The organism is Maribacter polysiphoniae (assembly GCF_003148665.1).
Taxonomy (GTDB): domain Bacteria; phylum Bacteroidota; class Bacteroidia; order Flavobacteriales; family Flavobacteriaceae; genus Maribacter_A; species Maribacter_A polysiphoniae.
Genome location: NZ_QGGQ01000010.1, coordinates 45,988 through 60,344 on the forward strand (window position 1 = coordinate 45,988; position 14,357 = coordinate 60,344).

Consider the following 14,357-nt stretch of genomic DNA (forward strand, 5'->3'; position numbering starts at 1 on the left):
AGTAAATTTAAAATGCCCACTTTAGGCTTATAACTTAGGTTTTAGAATGAGTTTGTAATTATGGAGTACGGTTACCTTTACACTTCGATTATTGCGACGAAACACTTTTGCCACACCTCGAATTTGCGGTACACTGGGGATGTTGATATCCTGTACCATATCATCCAGGACTTCATTGGTAGCTTCTTCCCTGAAGCTGTTCTCAACATAAATACCCTCACTACCGTCCGCAAGGTCATACGCCTTTAAGTTTGTGGGATGATGGTTTACATTTTCAATCGCAATTAAGGCTCGATTGGGTTGAAAACTGATAAAGCCATAAATAAGGGTGTTTTTTTGAATGCGTTTATTGTTGATAGTGGCAGTTTTTATCAATCGCATCCGCAGACGGGTATGGATTTTGACCACTTGGTTGCCATCGACAACGGCATAAATTTCCGAATCGGTGCCGCCCAATATGGACGCCTCATTGTTAAGCGGAGCCGATGCAAAGAAGCGCTCATGTTCAAAACTAAGTTCATTTGCTTGAATTTGGATGTCTCTCTTGATTTCTGCTGAATCTACCTCCAGAATCACATTTGGGATTGATTTTCCACGACCGATATTTTCGTAAGTCCTATCGGAATAATTTATTCGACTGACTTTGTAGATACTATCTACAATGCGTGCCTTTTCCTTTTCGCCTAAATCCGGGTCATAAAAACCAAGGGAGTCTATCAATTTTTCATCATAGATGCTGGGTGCGTTGGTTTCACGGACTTTTTTCAGGTCGTTGATGGCATCCAGTTTAGAATCATAATCTTTTTGTTCCTCTTCCAACTCTGGCACAAGGGTTTGTTTTAGATTTTCGTTGTCACCTTCGTCGTCCCCCATAATCAAAAACGAATAGGATATCAGGAAAATCAATATAATGGTCAATACCGATGCGAAGACTATTTTGTTCTTTTCTATTTTCATAAGATTGTGTGTTAACACCCACTAAGGGGTTTCATTAGTTATCTTTTTTAAGCTGTTTTCATAATATGCCGTGATAAGCAACCCGTGTGGATTGTTTGGGAAATTTCGATTTACGGTAATGAGGTTTCCGGTAGTAACAAGTTCATAGGTGTCGACGATGGTGCCACGATTGATTTCAAAAACCGTAATCGTTCTAAAACTGTATGCTCCGTTCTTTTCTTCAATTTGGGAATCGATATGCAACACTTTTTGGACCAAGGAATATTGCAACAGTCGATTATAAACACCATCTGATTTTTTTTGACGGTAGAGATTATCTACGGAACTATTACCGAGCCATAACGCCTTCTCTAAATTCTTTTCATAATTGCTCGCATCGATATTGTAGAAGTAGTTATGGAAGAGTTCTAAATGGGCTAAGGCTTCCACACCGAAGTTTTCTTTTTGTGCCACTAGCTTTAGCGGAATGACCGTGCCATCCGTATTTATGGCAAAAGAACTATTCATAGCCTTGGAATTGATGTTATACACCATCCAAATGGAAAATAGGCTTGACGCTGTTGCAAAGACAACTGTCGCCAATACAATGACCCTATTTATTTTTAGAACGGCGTAGATGTCTTTATAAGGTCTTTTCATAGGATAGATATTAGTTGGTGAATAATCGTAGTGTGAACGAAGTAGCACGGCGGTATAGTTTGAATTTCAGGAATACGATAAATCCCACAGAACCCAATTGTACGACCGGAGCAAAAAATCCTTGTCCGAATTCAGTCCCAAAAAGGTTTGTCCAGAAGTTGGTATTGATTTCTGTATAAATGGCGTTTACGAATACGTTCACCAAAAAGAAGGCAGGTACTAGCATATATACCGCAGCATATAATTTGAAAAATGTATAGGCCAGGGACCTGAACTTTTCAAATACTGCAAGGCTGAGGATCAGCGGAAAGAAAGCTTGCATTATTCCGAGAAGAAAGAAACGTTCGGCCAAAAACAATGGATAGATGAAGAGATCAAGAATCCATAGGAATGTACTGATGATAAAGGCAAATATCTTGAAACCGTATAATGGGGTTATCAGGGCCTCATAAAGTAAGGTCATTGCCATACTTGCCGCATCCAAAAGATTCACTTCTTCTTCAAGAGGTATGTCCTGTAGTTGTAAAGGAAGTAGGGCAGGGGCCGTCACCCGGTATTGTCCTTCAATGGCCACTAAAATTCCATCGAAAAAACCGAGTAACTGTGTTGAGAATATGACCAGGATAACAATAGCAAAGTTTTTGGCCAATTCGCCCGGACTCAATCCCCAGGTATAACCATCCTTGTTTGCAATGCCTTCATTGTATTTTTTGAGGATATTGATCAGAAAGAACAGTACGGCGAGTGTTTTCATTCCTGCAATCGTGTATTGCGAGAAATCACTGTTTTTAATAGTTTGGAATACGGTATCTATGTATTCCAAACCAATCCCTAAGAGTATGGTTGCCATCATTTTTAATAGTTCATTTCACGATTATTGACCATATCCTGCATTTTTCTAAATGAAATGATATCCTTGTAGCGTTTGGTCTTTATGGTAATAAGGGAAACCATTTCCTTTGATTCGGTTTCCTTTTCTTTTAAGATTTTTGTTCTTTCGGCATCGGTCATTTTTAGAAAGTCGCTGGATAATATTTGATCAACAAAATCGAGGCTTTCCAAAGAGTTTTCCATAATGGAATTGAAGGTGTCGGATATGCGGGCAATCTCGTTGGGTTTGATATAGGGGGAATTGAGAACTTCCCGTAAATCATTCCGAACCACATTGAATAGGATTTGATTGTTTCGAGCGAGTTCCCTAACAGCCTTTAATTGCTTTACAACATTATTGACTTTTTCAATGTTCTCTTTTTGTTGTTTTAGAAATTCAACGGTTTTCAATAATTCTGAAGTTTGTTTTGCTGATTCCAAAAGCGATTTGGCCATGCTGATAAAATTGGTATTATCATAGACAGGCATGCCTTGGGCTTTGATGTTTATGCTGAACAGTAGCGAGATTACAAGTACTGATATTTTTGTTTTACTCATTGTTAAATAGTTGTTTTGGTATTCGTGAATCTTCGATTTCATAGTATTACGTTTTAGAGGTGAATTCAATAATTGCTTTTTCCATGCACTTGTGTTTTTTATAGAGAGCCAATATCATGTCGTTTTCAGGGCCATCGGTTAAGTAGGCTGCATAAACCTCCTTGGGTACCTCCAGTCTGAAGATGTTACTTTCTTTTCCGATTTTCATGAACAACTCCGTATATTTTCGATGTCCGGTAAGGTTGTTCTTAATGGACTTTAACTGATTCAAATCGTGGCTAGAGAGATTTAAACGCTTCTGCAACCCATCATATCCTTTTTCATTGTTAAGGCTATAAACCACCTGGGTGTTTTCAAGAATACTTGCTGATGTGGAATTGTCTGGTAATTGATTGATGGATTGAAGGATAATACCAATGGCACTATTCTGTTTCCGGATAGCTTGGTAGTAAAATTCCACACTCTCCAGTACATTGTTGAACTTTAATTGTTTGGCAAACTCATCAAAGAGAATGATGCCTTTTTCGGCTCTATTCTTCCAAATGGTTCTTTGAATGGCCGACTTGATCAATTTGAGCATTACGGATAGGATCTCCTTGTTATCCTTGACTTCATCGAGTTCAAAAACAATCAATCGCTTATCCTCGATTTTATAGGTCTGGTCTTCACTTACTTCAAAAAGAAAGCTATATAGACCATCGCCAACATACTCCGACATTACATGTAAAAAGCTCGTAACATTGAAGTAGTCAGGATGGATTTTAAGCTGACTTAAAAGGGATGCCTGATTAATCTCGATGAACTTGTAAAAGCCATCGAGGGAATGACCTTCGGATGTGCGATCGTAATAGAAGCGCAGTATCTTTTTGATGGATACGGATTGTGTTTTGGTCACTTTTATGTCAGAAGCAAAGAGTTCAAAAAGGAATACCGATAAATCTTCCAATCGCTCAGGAGTTAAATCCATAGCATCGCTAATATAAAACGGATTGATGCCAAGGTTCTTTCCACTTTCATAGCGTAATACAGCGTATTTCCCGGGATAGAGTTTTGCGAACTTTGTATACGAGCCTCCCAAGTCTATAATGACCAAGCGTACACCACTTTCGAAATACTGACGTAGGATGTTATTCGCCAAAAAGGATTTCCCTTCACCCGTAGGGGCGAAAATGGCAAAGTTCCTTGCCTTGATGCGTTTCTTTTTCTCATCCCAAACATCCTTTAGGACAGGTATGTTATGTTCCCTGTCATTAAAGATGATCCCTGTTGGGTCAGACTTATAGTTGCTGTTATTGATGAACAAGCACAAGGCGTGTTTTAAATCGGTAACATATAAATCTTCATTGGAAAAATTTGACGAGAAGCAACAGTAACTATTCAGTATATAGTTCTTTCGTTCTTCACCCCTGGGGTAGTAAGGGATGATATCCAATTCTTTAAATTCTGTTTTTATTTTAGAAGCTGTTTTTTCCAACTCTTGGGCTTCTTTGGCCCAGTAAATGATGTTGAGATGTCCACGGATTACTCGGGAATGGTCATCGGCATTGATCTGATCTAGAATATGTTGAATCTTAGTAAGGACAACCTTGTTCTGGGAACCAAAATTGGAACTTTTGTTCAGTTCTTCAACTTTCTTATCAAGCTGCTTGCGCCATTTTTGTTTATCGTCTAGATAGATGATTTGATTTACAATGTGGTTCTCGTTCAAGGTTAATCCCAAACCGTCAACAAAGCCTTGATGAAAGACAAAATCATCGGAGGTAAACCGTTCATTGGTTTTACTAGTCTGTACACTTTCACCAAAACAGAGTTCACTGTTTACAGCCAACGCATCGAAGTGATTTTCTCCAATGGTGGTGTTTGATTTTTCCAAAAGGATATCCGTATCAAAACCCGAATTGAATCCATTAAAATAGTTGTGGGTTAGGGTATGTATTTCTTTCGCTTCGAGCGGAACAAATTCTATTTTACGGCTATTGTTGATAAAAGAAATAGAGTCATTTACAGACCTAATGAAACTGTTTAAGGTGTCATCTGCTTCACGTAAAATACTTTTGGAAATTTTGCGAAATGGGTTGACGAATTTGCTATTGTTCAACGCATTGTTCTTTGTTAGAATGAAGAATATATAGCTTTGATGTTTTATATACCCACGTCCTTTAAAATGCTTGTGGGTCGACTTTTCCAAAAAGGTTGTGTTGGGAAGCTGTTCGGAGTTATATTTTTGTTTGAGGTACACATCCTGTTTATGTATTACGCATCCTGTTGGCAATGATTTGATAGCCTGAAACCAAGCACCATGCATATCTTGAAAATCCTTTTCCGATATGGAATATATTTCAGGGAGTGTACCTTTATAGCACAAAACCACATTGCCGTTATTGGCAAACACCACGTTTTCGGTGATATCAACTATGGGATAATAGGATGCCAGGTTAATCTTGTTCATAATGGAGTTCAGATGATTTTTTGATACTGATAATTTTGGGAAATACCTTTGAAAACTGAAGTAGTTTCAAATTCTGGGCAAACTTGGTTAAGCCTATATAGAGGAAGGAATTAAAGACAAGTGCACCAATGATGATCCCAAAGCCAAAGGAGAAGGTAATGACCAACAGTGATGCAATTATCGCTATCATCATAAGGGCGAATAGGGATACGGGCAATCCAAAGATCATTGCCCGTTGGCGGATGTTTCTGTAGACCTCGAATTTTTTCATTTGGCATTTGTGATGATACCCTTTATGAGGGTTTTTAGACGACTATTGAAATTAGGTAGGTGAAGATGCCCACTACTGCGCCAGCGATAAGCACAAAGACCAGAACACGGGTGATTCCTTTTTTGAGATCCGCATTTTCCCCGAAAAAATGACCTGCGTTGAAAAGGAATCCTATAAGGAAGATGACACCAAGAATGATGGGGAAAATAGTTCTGATGGTATCTGAAACATCGTTTACGGAGTCTTCAATACCTCCGATTTGAGCAAAAGTGGGAGCTGTGATAAGCAGCAAAGTGATTAGCATTAAAGTTGATTTTTTCATCGTTGTATGGATTTTGGATTAAAGTCTATCCGTGCAGCTGCTGATATATTACCGTCTGCTAGGATATACTTTGTGAAATCTATTACGCTAAGACGGTTATGGCAGAAATCCGCTAAAATTTAACGTGGGGTGCTGTTAAATTTTGGAAGATTCTTACGGAAAGGAAGTAATCACTGCATTTTGCGCAAACAAGAAGTAATGATATGGATTTTTCAAACTATGTGGTGACAACATTTATTTTTCTCACTTTTTTATCCATCTCTTATGGTCAAAGCTCTGATAGACCTGTCATCGTCATCGACCCTGGCCACGGCGGAACAGATGCCGGAGCAATTGGCGTAAATAGAGTTTTGGAAAAGGATATCGTTTTGAGTGTGGCAAAAAAGATGGATAGTTTGAATACGCATTTATTTGATGACCGATTTGATATGTATTTGACTCGATATCAGGATACGTTAATCTCATTGGGTAATAGAACGCAGCTTGCCATGAGGCTACATGCGGATGTATTTATTTCCTTGCATTGCAATCAAACCAAAAACAAGAAAGCTAAAGGCATTGAGGTATATGTAGATGAAAAACGAAAACGCTATTCAAAATCTTCTTTTGGATTGGCAAACAATATACAACGTGAGTTAAACGATATGATTGGTTTTAAAAGTAGGGGAGTGAAAGGCGCAAATTTTCAGGTACTACGGGAAACCACTAATCATGGTCCGGCAGTTTTATTGGAACTGGGTTTCTTATCATCTAATGACGAAGCCAAACATTTGACAAAGGAAGAAAATCATAATGGTATCGCTTTAGCGATACTGGAATCTATTAGTAAAATAAGATAGTTATGGGAGCGTTGTATTTGGAGGTCGTTAGGTGTCTGAGGCAGATAATGAAATTAAGTTATCGAAGGGTTGTTTTGTGGGTTATAAAAATCAAAGACGAAATAATTCTTAGGGAAAATTGAACTTTACAGAGTTCATCCTTCGTAAAGAGTTATTTAGGTGGTTAAATTTTACCATTTTAATTGATTTTCCCCCAAATCAATGGATGCTCACTAGCAGCAGTGTATTTGTTTGAGACTGTCTTGTAAATTGACCATTGTGGTTTCTTTTTTGGCCACACAGCCTTACGGTTAAGACCACTATCTTGCATTATTTCAAACAGGGCCGGGGAGAATAATAGATAGTCTTTTTGCTTAATGTTTACACCCATCCTATACGCACCTAAACGAAAGTAGGTAGCGTCATCTCCTTCGTCAGTTGCCACTTCAAAAGAAAAGTGTTTGGTAATATCTTTTATGGCTGTATTTTGAAATAGGGGAGATAATGAATCACAATAGGACGGCGTGTTAAAAGTTCCAGCGATAATAACGTTGGACTTTCCTTGGGCCAGTAAGCTTTTATAGATTTTCGCTATATTTTCAACCTGGCTTTTCCGAATGGTATCCGCTATTTTAATGTCATCGTTTTGCCTAGCGAGATAGGTGACCAAGACATATATTTTCTTCGATGTTGGAGTACTGATCTCATACTCAAGAAGGTTTTGAAACAGGTCGCTATACCCTCCAATTAAATGAGTTTTAATAGTTTGTAGTGTATAACCTTCCCGCAGCAGAATCGCCATTTCCAATCCCTTCATAGCACAGCTTTGGATTACAAAAGTTTGCTCGTAGGGCTTACAATCGAATTTAGGAAGCACTTTTTGATTGAATTCCTCTAAGGAGGCTCTATCCTCAACTTCTTGCAATAGTAGAATATCCGCATTTACATCAGCGATGACCCGTGCTTTATTGTCCGTGGCAGTTGGTGGTATGGGTTTGGTCTGTACTTCTATCCATCCGTTCCAATTAGTCAAATGTCCAGCTCTTGTCTCCATAGAATGGTGGATGCCCTTCATATATAAAAACCCTGCTTTACGTCTGAGTATTGCATAGGGTCGGGGAGTGGTTTTTTCAAACCCAACTAAAAAAGAGAGGTCTCGAATGCGATCTTGTTCAGACATTGAATTGTCCGGTTTTCGTATTAACATATCAAGTTCCTGGATCCAGTCGGTAAGACATTTTCCGATTGGTTTTTCGTTAAGGCTTTTGTCTCTATGGAATAAATTCTGGATATTAAAGGTTGCTATTTTCATGGTGTTGTATTTAGTTCCCATTATGGGTTTATTTGCGTTTGTCATTAGCATTTTTGTCAAAGGCGACTAGGTTGAACAATTGCCGCATTCGACTTCGAACTCTATTGCCGTACATATCTTCCAGTTCTTTGGCTTTTAAATTTGTAGTGGCGTGGGTTTTGATTTTGGTTTTCAGGAAAAGTTCATAGCGGGATAAAAGTACTTCGCCCATTACGTTACAATCTTTTCCATAGTGCCGGCCAATAGGTTCTACCCCTAGATCATCAAAGCAAAAGAATTGTCCATCCCCATAATCTTCAATGGTTTTATAACCAATGTGGTTGAAACCGAAAACAATATTCCGTGCAGGGATAACCCGATAAGGTCTTTGCAGTGGAACTAGATGTTTCAATAATCGCATCAAGCTTGTTTTGCCACATCCAACAGGGCCGGTAAGTAATATTCCCTTGTCTGGGTCAATATCATTTTGAGCGCATTTTTCTTTATCTCTTATAAAGTAGTTGCAGAGTTTAAATATAATTTCGTGGTCCTTCTCAATGATTTTGAAATCCTTCCCGAAGAGTATTCTCCCTTTGGCACCTAGGTACACAAGAATCTTGGGAAAATCATAGACTACGTTTTTTCCGTCAAATTTTCCGATGGAGTATTGAACACCATCTTCGTCTATTTTAGAGGGGTTCATCATAGTCTTTAGTTTTAGTGGTTCGGAGGTTGTCCTTAAAATGGGACTGCTCTTTTAACGTTTCAATTTCTTTTGCCTTTAGCATCCAATTACTTGCACTTGCCATCCAATCCACAATTTTTATTTTACCGCCGTGTTTCCAACCAATGGCCTGGTAGTGGTTAAAAAATTTCATTGCTTCCAAAGCAGGCCATTTTTTGGTTTTAAAAAAATCGATCACTTCAATTTCATTTTTGGGCAGCTTAGGTTTATTATTGTTTTCTTTTTGTTTGATACTGTTTGTATTTGATACCAATACATGTTCAGATGTTGTTTCATTGTTGGCCTGTTGTTGTTCAGAGGTTGTCCCAAAAATGGGCATCCTTACTTCACTACCTTTAAAGATATTGTGGGAGGGTAAATACTCAATGTAGTTCCAGTTATCGAGATCTTTCAAACATCTATGGTAGGTACTTTTTGACCCTATTTTTGAGAGTTGCATCACTTCTTGTCTATTTACATAAAACACCTCTGCAAAACGGGTAATGTTCCACAATTGGAATAAAGCCATATAAAGACTCACATGTGTTGGGTTCAACCTAGAATCCATCATGATAAGCTGAAAGGCAGTATTGAGTTGTTTTATGTAGTTCATACATTCTTAATCGGGTTTATGATTAATCCGATTGGCGAGCATCACATTTTGTATCTCATCAGCATCGTAGAAAATGATACCCCCCATCTTTGTATAGGGTAGTGTACCATTGATACGTAGATTCTGTAATGTACCTGGACTAATTTGAAGCAGCTCTCTGATCTCAGCCGATTTTAAATACTTCTTTAGTTTACCTTGACTTTGTTTGGTAAGTAACTTTTTAATGTCATCGAGCAGTTCTAGTTTGAAATCTCGGAGGTCATCTGTTGTGATTATACTTGTGGGCATAGTAGAACGATTTTTATAGAAAGGGACTATCATGAATAAATTTTTAATTGATAGTCCCTGACTTGATTTGACTTTCGTTCGACAAAATTGGAGATGTTCAATTAGTTTTATTCCCCAGTACGACCGTAGTACGGTGAAAATTTAACTTTTTGAAAGTTATGGGGTTTTAGGTCGTTTTGAAGGTTAATTGGCCATTGTCGCGACTAAAACGATATCAAAACCTATTATAATAAGGTTTTTTTATGATTACGGTAGGTTCACCGTAGTGTGGTCATGTTTTAATAGTTCATTGTTCAGATTACAGGAGTGGTTTATTTTTCACTTTTTTCCATTTCCGTAAGTAGGGAAGTAGTGAGCTGGTCAAGAAAGAGTGTTCGGCTAATTTTTCTAGCCTTTATATCTTGAAAGGTTTTATAAAGATCCTTTGGTGTGAATTCAAAAACCTCTTGCATAATATTGGAAACTTTCATAATACTTAGATTGTTCTTTTTTGCCATTCCTGAAATGGATAGGGCATAGACTAATTCAACCCAATCTGTATTCGTAAAGGGCCAAGGGAGTTTCTCAAAACTGTTGGAACTGATATTTTCATAGAGATCATCATTTTTTAGATGCACTAATTTCTGCTGTAAATAAACAGTTACTTGTCCATAGGCTTTAAAATGGGCCAGCATTAAATCTCGTGGAGTACTGAATTCTGGGTCTTCAACATAAAGGAACGTACTGGAAATTGGAATGGATTCAACTTTTTTTCTGGTGAAATAATAGGTGTCCAAATGGGTATCCCCTAGTTCCAAATACTGGCCAAAATCTATATGGGACAAGAAAAAATGATTAAGCCTTTGTATATTTTTTTGTATAAAATGTTTAATCTGTTTTTTATCGGCTTTAGGTTGACTTAGTTCAAGTCGATATATTTCTTTATGATATATCAATTGGGAGAGAGGTACCGATTTGACATTTTTAAAAAAATGGATTTCCTCGGAGATAGAGGTAAAACCCTTTGCGATGACTTTCTTTCTAAAGGTATTGAGGAGCCTACGGCATAGTGCAATGCTTTTTCGCGATTGCTCCATAGAGTGGGGTGTTGAGCTCTTTATTTTTGCTAACTCCTTCAAAAATATTTTAGATAATGAGTTTAGTTCCATAGTACACAAGGAGATTATCCATATATCGACTGAATAGAGGAGTTGATTTCTGAATTCACACCAGAAGGAGTCCTTTAAATATACATTGAATTGATACTTAATAACTATATATTACCGTATATTCCTACGGATTGTACCGTATTTTAGTACGGTTTGCCAATTGTAATGAAAAGAATAAGGGAGTCGTTCCTGTTTTAATGTAGCATTATTGTTGGGGTGAAAATCGCATCAAAAATTCTGTTCTCTTTTTTACATTTGTTTTTTTGAAAATATTTGATGCGTGTTTTGAAACGGTGCTTTCTGCAATAAAAAAGTCCTCCCCAATCTCTTTATAACTCTTATCATCCAATATTGATAAAGCAATTTCAATTTCACGTCTAGTCAGTCCTTCTTTATAAAAATCAGGGGATATGGGAACTTCTTTCATAGAGTTATAATAACTAAAGATTGCACTCATTTTTCCCTTATTCTCTAAAAGATATAGATATCTGTCGATTTCAATGGTAGCAATGGTGTAGAAGGTTATATTGATAACTGTGAATGTCAACCATTGATAGTCCCCGATTACCGTTAATATAGGAAGTAAGGCTATACAGGTAATACTTATCAATGATAGTTTATTACGGCGTTTAACGAATGGGTTTGTGATATTTGATTTGGTGATTTTTCTCCAAAATTCCCAACATAGGTAAAGGCAGATTACGGATACTGGAACCGTAAAATAAATACGTGATAAATCAATAGAATCAGTCCAGAAATAAGGGCCCAGAAACAATAAAAGGAAACAGGCTACGATTAAAAAAGTAATGTTGGTAATTGTGAGTTGGAACTTCAAAAACGTAATATCATATTCATTATAAAAATAGTGGACTACATAAAGGCACATAGTTATGGCTACCCCGTATGTTATGATATACTGTACGATTAATGGCCCCGGAAAATTCTCGATGGGTAATAGCCCTCCTGTAAGATTATAAGTTACGAATAGGCAGCCTAGTATCAAAAACCGATTTAAATTGTCGTGCCTAAGTCGACGGGATTTTGAGTATGCTACAAGCACAATGAATACATCGATCAAGAGATAAAAAAAGGTTGTCCAATGTATTTCTGTACCAAACATCGATATTGATTTTAGAATTTCCGTTCAAAGCGATTTTCTTGCATGTTTTTCACCACATTCCCATGCAAAAAAACTTCACCGTTCATTGCAATGTATACTCCGTTTTCTAAGAATTTAAGAGCACCTATTGCAAATCCTAAGTTAAATGGAGCATCTGAATGTTTTTCCGAACCTAAAATGAAAGATCCAGTTATAACTATGGTCTTCTTTAAATTGAGTTTTCCAAGATACTTAGCAGTGTCTATCATCGTATACGTTCCGTGAGTGATTACAATACGTTCCTCCTTCGAAAGTTTAATCCTATCTCGAATAAGCTCTCTATCTTCTAAGGTGATATGGCGACTATCTTTATCCAAAAGATAATCTATAGTATAGCTATCAGAAATATTAGGCGCTTTTAAAAATATGGATATGTCAATGCTATCTTCCAAAGATCTGTCCGTACTATTTACATATTCCAAACCTCCAATGGTTCCACCAGTTGTAAAGATTTTAATCATGATATGATTTTTTTAATCATGTAAAAGGAAAAAAGGAGCTACATCATTGCAAAACAAAGTTTTGCCAATTCCTTAATCTACTAAAAATTAACAAGAATAAAAAGTAAGATAATATTTATGTTCGGTGTAAGGTGTTGAAAATCTATTTGTTAGATAATTTATATCTAAGCAATTGCATATCATCGCTAACCTTTCTGTCTAATATTTTGGCATAATGTTGCGTGGTTCGTAGCGATTTATGACCGAGCATTTTACTGACAGATTCTATAGGAACCCCATTGGACAATGTGACGGTAGTAGCGAACGTGTGCCTAGCTAAATGAAATGTAAGATTTTTGGTAATCTTGCATAGGACGGCAATTTCCTTTAAATATGCATTCATTTTTTGATTGCTTAGAACGGGTAATAACCTTCCTTTATTTGAAACATCTGGATGATCTTTATACTTAACCAATATGTCAAGAGCAGTGGGTAATAATGGAATACTACTTCGTGTGTCGGTTTTAGACCGCTTAATTTTTATCCATTTGTCTCCATCAATACCAATTACTATATCATCTCTAGATAGTTTTTTAACATCGGCATAGGCCAATCCCGTAAAACAAGAAAACAAAAAGATATCTTTCACTTGATATAAGCGCTCTGTATGCAGTTCCTTTTCAACCATCCCTTGTATTTCTTCTTCGGTTAAAAACTCACGTTCTACAATTTTTAGTTTCGCTTTCCAATTCAGGAAAGGATCTTTGGTAATCAAATCATTCGCGTAGGCAATGCGAATAATTTTTTTAAAGTTGGTGATGTATTTAATTGCTGTGTTATGAGCACATTTACGTTCCGTTTTAAGGTAGTATTCTAAACCAGAAATGAATTTATAATCTACATCTTTTACGGGAATATCAGTAACACCATATTCTAGTTTAATATAATCATCAACGTGTTTTTTGGCCGTCTTATAGCGCTCGACAGTTCCAGGAGCAAATTCTTTACCCATTAGTCTTTCAATCTTATCGTTATGGGCTTGGAAGATTTCCAATAACATCTTATGCTTTATATTTTTGCCCAGATAAATGTTCTTGATAATTTCCGATGAAATCAATTGTTTGTTGTCCGAAAGGGTTTCATGAATCTTATGCACCTTGACTTTAATAGAGTCCATATATCTATTAAGCTCGCGAACATTGGCTGTGGTTCCTCTAACCTTACCAGCTTCAGAATTCCATTTAGTCAATAATACCTTTCGTCTAATACTAAACTCACTGCGCTTACCATTTACGGTAATCCTTAAGTAAATGGTACTGTTACCGTTTTTATCTACATCATTTCCCCTAGGATAAAAAAGGACAGAGAATGTAGTTTGCATCGGTGCGTGGTTTTCGTTCCTTTTAAAGATACAAAATATTTAAATGTAAATAACATGTAAGGTATTGAATAGCAGTATTTAACAATTAATTCGGTGCGTGTTTTTATTCAAAAATTTACGCACCGAATACCGCACCTTTTATTTGATATTATATGGTTTTATTTGATATGAAGGAAAATTAAAAAAGCCCATAAACATAATGTTTACGGGCTTTTAGTGGAATTTGGTAAATTCCTAGCGGAGAAAGAGGGATTCGAACCCCCGGAGGTGTGACCCTCAACAGTTTTCAAGACTGCCGCATTCGACCACTCTGCCATTTCTCCTTAGCGGATGCAAATATAGAAACCTTTTTCTATTCCAAAAAGGGAAAGTGCATTATTATTTTCAACAAAGTCAGTATTATTCTATTCTAGAAGCTATTTTTGTATA

The 14,357-nt window shown here is 36.9% G+C and carries 16 protein-coding genes and 1 tRNA gene; 1 reads left to right on the forward strand and 16 read right to left on the reverse strand.

What is annotated here, in order from left to right:
* Positions 1 to 27: 27 nt before the first annotated feature.
* Genes traM through LX92_RS17240 form a run of 7 tightly spaced genes read right to left on the reverse strand, consistent with a single transcriptional unit; the run spans position 28 to position 6,066 of the window.
* Positions 28 to 957, reverse strand: a complete 930-nt coding sequence (gene traM, locus LX92_RS17210) for a conjugative transposon protein TraM (RefSeq protein ID WP_109653313.1) — start codon at positions 955 to 957, stop codon at positions 28 to 30.
* A 21-nt stretch (positions 958 to 978) separates the two neighbouring features.
* A complete protein-coding gene (locus LX92_RS17215; RefSeq protein WP_109653315.1) occupies positions 979 to 1,596 on the reverse strand; it encodes a conjugal transfer protein TraK in 618 nt (205 codons plus the stop codon).
* 10 nt (positions 1,597 to 1,606) lie between these two features.
* Positions 1,607 to 2,449, reverse strand: coding sequence for a hypothetical protein (locus tag LX92_RS17220; protein WP_109653317.1), 843 nt, complete (start codon positions 2,447 to 2,449; stop codon positions 1,607 to 1,609).
* 2 nt (positions 2,450 to 2,451) lie between these two features.
* A complete protein-coding gene (locus LX92_RS17225) occupies positions 2,452 to 3,024 on the reverse strand; it encodes a conjugal transfer protein (RefSeq protein WP_109653545.1) in 573 nt (190 codons plus the stop codon).
* Between the two features lie 46 nt (positions 3,025 to 3,070).
* On the reverse strand, positions 3,071 to 5,473 hold the full coding sequence (locus tag LX92_RS17230) for a TraG family conjugative transposon ATPase (RefSeq protein WP_109653319.1): 2,403 nt from the start codon (positions 5,471 to 5,473) through the stop codon (positions 3,071 to 3,073).
* Positions 5,460 to 5,744 (reverse strand): hypothetical protein, encoded by a 285-nt coding sequence (locus LX92_RS17235; protein WP_109653321.1) that lies wholly within the window; start codon positions 5,742 to 5,744, stop codon positions 5,460 to 5,462. Before LX92_RS17235 ends, LX92_RS17230 begins: the two co-directional genes overlap by 14 nt.
* A gap of 34 nt (positions 5,745 to 5,778) precedes the next feature.
* A complete protein-coding gene (locus LX92_RS17240; protein ID WP_109653323.1) occupies positions 5,779 to 6,066 on the reverse strand; it encodes a hypothetical protein in 288 nt (95 codons plus the stop codon).
* Between the two features lie 203 nt (positions 6,067 to 6,269).
* Here LX92_RS17240 and LX92_RS17245 point away from each other — a divergent pair, with 203 nt between their 5' ends.
* Positions 6,270 to 6,905 carry an N-acetylmuramoyl-L-alanine amidase family protein gene (locus LX92_RS17245; RefSeq protein WP_109653325.1) on the forward strand — a complete coding sequence of 212 codons (636 nt, stop codon included), beginning with the start codon at positions 6,270 to 6,272 and terminating at the stop codon, positions 6,903 to 6,905.
* Between the two features lie 178 nt (positions 6,906 to 7,083).
* Here the strand turns inward: LX92_RS17245 and LX92_RS17250 are convergent, their stop codons facing one another.
* The 9 genes from LX92_RS17250 to LX92_RS17290 all read right to left on the reverse strand — a co-directional run bounded on the left by LX92_RS17250 (position 7,084) and on the right by LX92_RS17290 (position 14,251).
* On the reverse strand, positions 7,084 to 8,217 hold the full coding sequence (locus LX92_RS17250) for an exonuclease/endonuclease/phosphatase family protein (RefSeq protein WP_170117882.1): 1,134 nt from the start codon (positions 8,215 to 8,217) through the stop codon (positions 7,084 to 7,086).
* Between the two features lie 7 nt (positions 8,218 to 8,224).
* Positions 8,225 to 8,881 carry an ATPase gene (locus LX92_RS17255; RefSeq protein WP_109653329.1) on the reverse strand — a complete coding sequence of 219 codons (657 nt, stop codon included), beginning with the start codon at positions 8,879 to 8,881 and terminating at the stop codon, positions 8,225 to 8,227.
* Positions 8,865 to 9,512, reverse strand: a complete 648-nt coding sequence (locus LX92_RS17260) for a hypothetical protein (RefSeq protein ID WP_109653331.1) — start codon at positions 9,510 to 9,512, stop codon at positions 8,865 to 8,867. The genes LX92_RS17255 and LX92_RS17260 overlap by 17 nt, the downstream gene beginning before the upstream one ends.
* Before the next feature lie 6 nt (positions 9,513 to 9,518).
* Positions 9,519 to 9,800, reverse strand: a complete 282-nt coding sequence (locus LX92_RS17265) for a helix-turn-helix domain-containing protein (RefSeq protein ID WP_109653547.1) — start codon at positions 9,798 to 9,800, stop codon at positions 9,519 to 9,521.
* Positions 9,801 to 10,111: 311 nt separating this feature from the next.
* Positions 10,112 to 10,876: an RteC domain-containing protein gene (locus LX92_RS17270; RefSeq protein WP_170117883.1), complete on the reverse strand. Its 765-nt coding sequence runs from the start codon at positions 10,874 to 10,876 to the stop codon at positions 10,112 to 10,114.
* A gap of 277 nt (positions 10,877 to 11,153) precedes the next feature.
* Positions 11,154 to 11,558 carry a helix-turn-helix domain-containing protein gene (locus tag LX92_RS22790; protein ID WP_223170241.1) on the reverse strand — a complete coding sequence of 135 codons (405 nt, stop codon included), beginning with the start codon at positions 11,556 to 11,558 and terminating at the stop codon, positions 11,154 to 11,156.
* 521 nt (positions 11,559 to 12,079) lie between these two features.
* Positions 12,080 to 12,568 (reverse strand): asparaginase domain-containing protein, encoded by a 489-nt coding sequence (locus LX92_RS17280; protein ID WP_109653337.1) that lies wholly within the window; start codon positions 12,566 to 12,568, stop codon positions 12,080 to 12,082.
* A 142-nt stretch (positions 12,569 to 12,710) separates the two neighbouring features.
* Complete coding sequence (locus LX92_RS17285; protein ID WP_109653339.1) at positions 12,711 to 13,928, reverse strand: site-specific integrase; 1,218 nt, start codon at positions 13,926 to 13,928, stop codon at positions 12,711 to 12,713.
* A gap of 238 nt (positions 13,929 to 14,166) precedes the next feature.
* A tRNA-Ser gene (locus tag LX92_RS17290) sits at positions 14,167 to 14,251 on the reverse strand.
* Between the last annotated feature and the right edge of the window lie 106 nt (positions 14,252 to 14,357).

Bases quoted from the DNA above. Each gene is read 5' to 3' on its own strand.
- traM (WP_109653313.1), bottom strand. From the start codon at position 957: ATGAAAATAGAAAAGAACAAAATAGTCTTCGCATCGGTATTGACCATT.
- LX92_RS17215 (WP_109653315.1), bottom strand. From the start codon at position 1,596: ATGAAAAGACCTTATAAAGACATCTACGCCGTTCTAAAAATAAATAGG.
- LX92_RS17220 (WP_109653317.1), bottom strand. From the start codon at position 2,449: ATGATGGCAACCATACTCTTAGGGATTGGTTTGGAATACATAGATACC.
- LX92_RS17225 (WP_109653545.1), bottom strand. From the start codon at position 3,024: ATGAGTAAAACAAAAATATCAGTACTTGTAATCTCGCTACTGTTCAGC.
- LX92_RS17230 (WP_109653319.1), bottom strand. From the start codon at position 5,473: ATGAACAAGATTAACCTGGCATCCTATTATCCCATAGTTGATATCACC.
- LX92_RS17235 (WP_109653321.1), bottom strand. From the start codon at position 5,744: ATGAAAAAATTCGAGGTCTACAGAAACATCCGCCAACGGGCAATGATC.
- LX92_RS17240 (WP_109653323.1), bottom strand. From the start codon at position 6,066: ATGAAAAAATCAACTTTAATGCTAATCACTTTGCTGCTTATCACAGCT.
- LX92_RS17245 (WP_109653325.1), top strand. From the start codon at position 6,270: ATGGATTTTTCAAACTATGTGGTGACAACATTTATTTTTCTCACTTTT.
- LX92_RS17250 (WP_170117882.1), bottom strand. From the start codon at position 8,217: ATGGGAACTAAATACAACACCATGAAAATAGCAACCTTTAATATCCAG.
- LX92_RS17255 (WP_109653329.1), bottom strand. From the start codon at position 8,881: ATGATGAACCCCTCTAAAATAGACGAAGATGGTGTTCAATACTCCATC.
- LX92_RS17260 (WP_109653331.1), bottom strand. From the start codon at position 9,512: ATGAACTACATAAAACAACTCAATACTGCCTTTCAGCTTATCATGATG.
- LX92_RS17265 (WP_109653547.1), bottom strand. From the start codon at position 9,800: ATGCCCACAAGTATAATCACAACAGATGACCTCCGAGATTTCAAACTA.
- LX92_RS17270 (WP_170117883.1), bottom strand. From the start codon at position 10,876: ATGGAGCAATCGCGAAAAAGCATTGCACTATGCCGTAGGCTCCTCAAT.
- LX92_RS17280 (WP_109653337.1), bottom strand. From the start codon at position 12,568: ATGATTAAAATCTTTACAACTGGTGGAACCATTGGAGGTTTGGAATAT.
- LX92_RS17285 (WP_109653339.1), bottom strand. From the start codon at position 13,928: ATGCAAACTACATTCTCTGTCCTTTTTTATCCTAGGGGAAATGATGTA.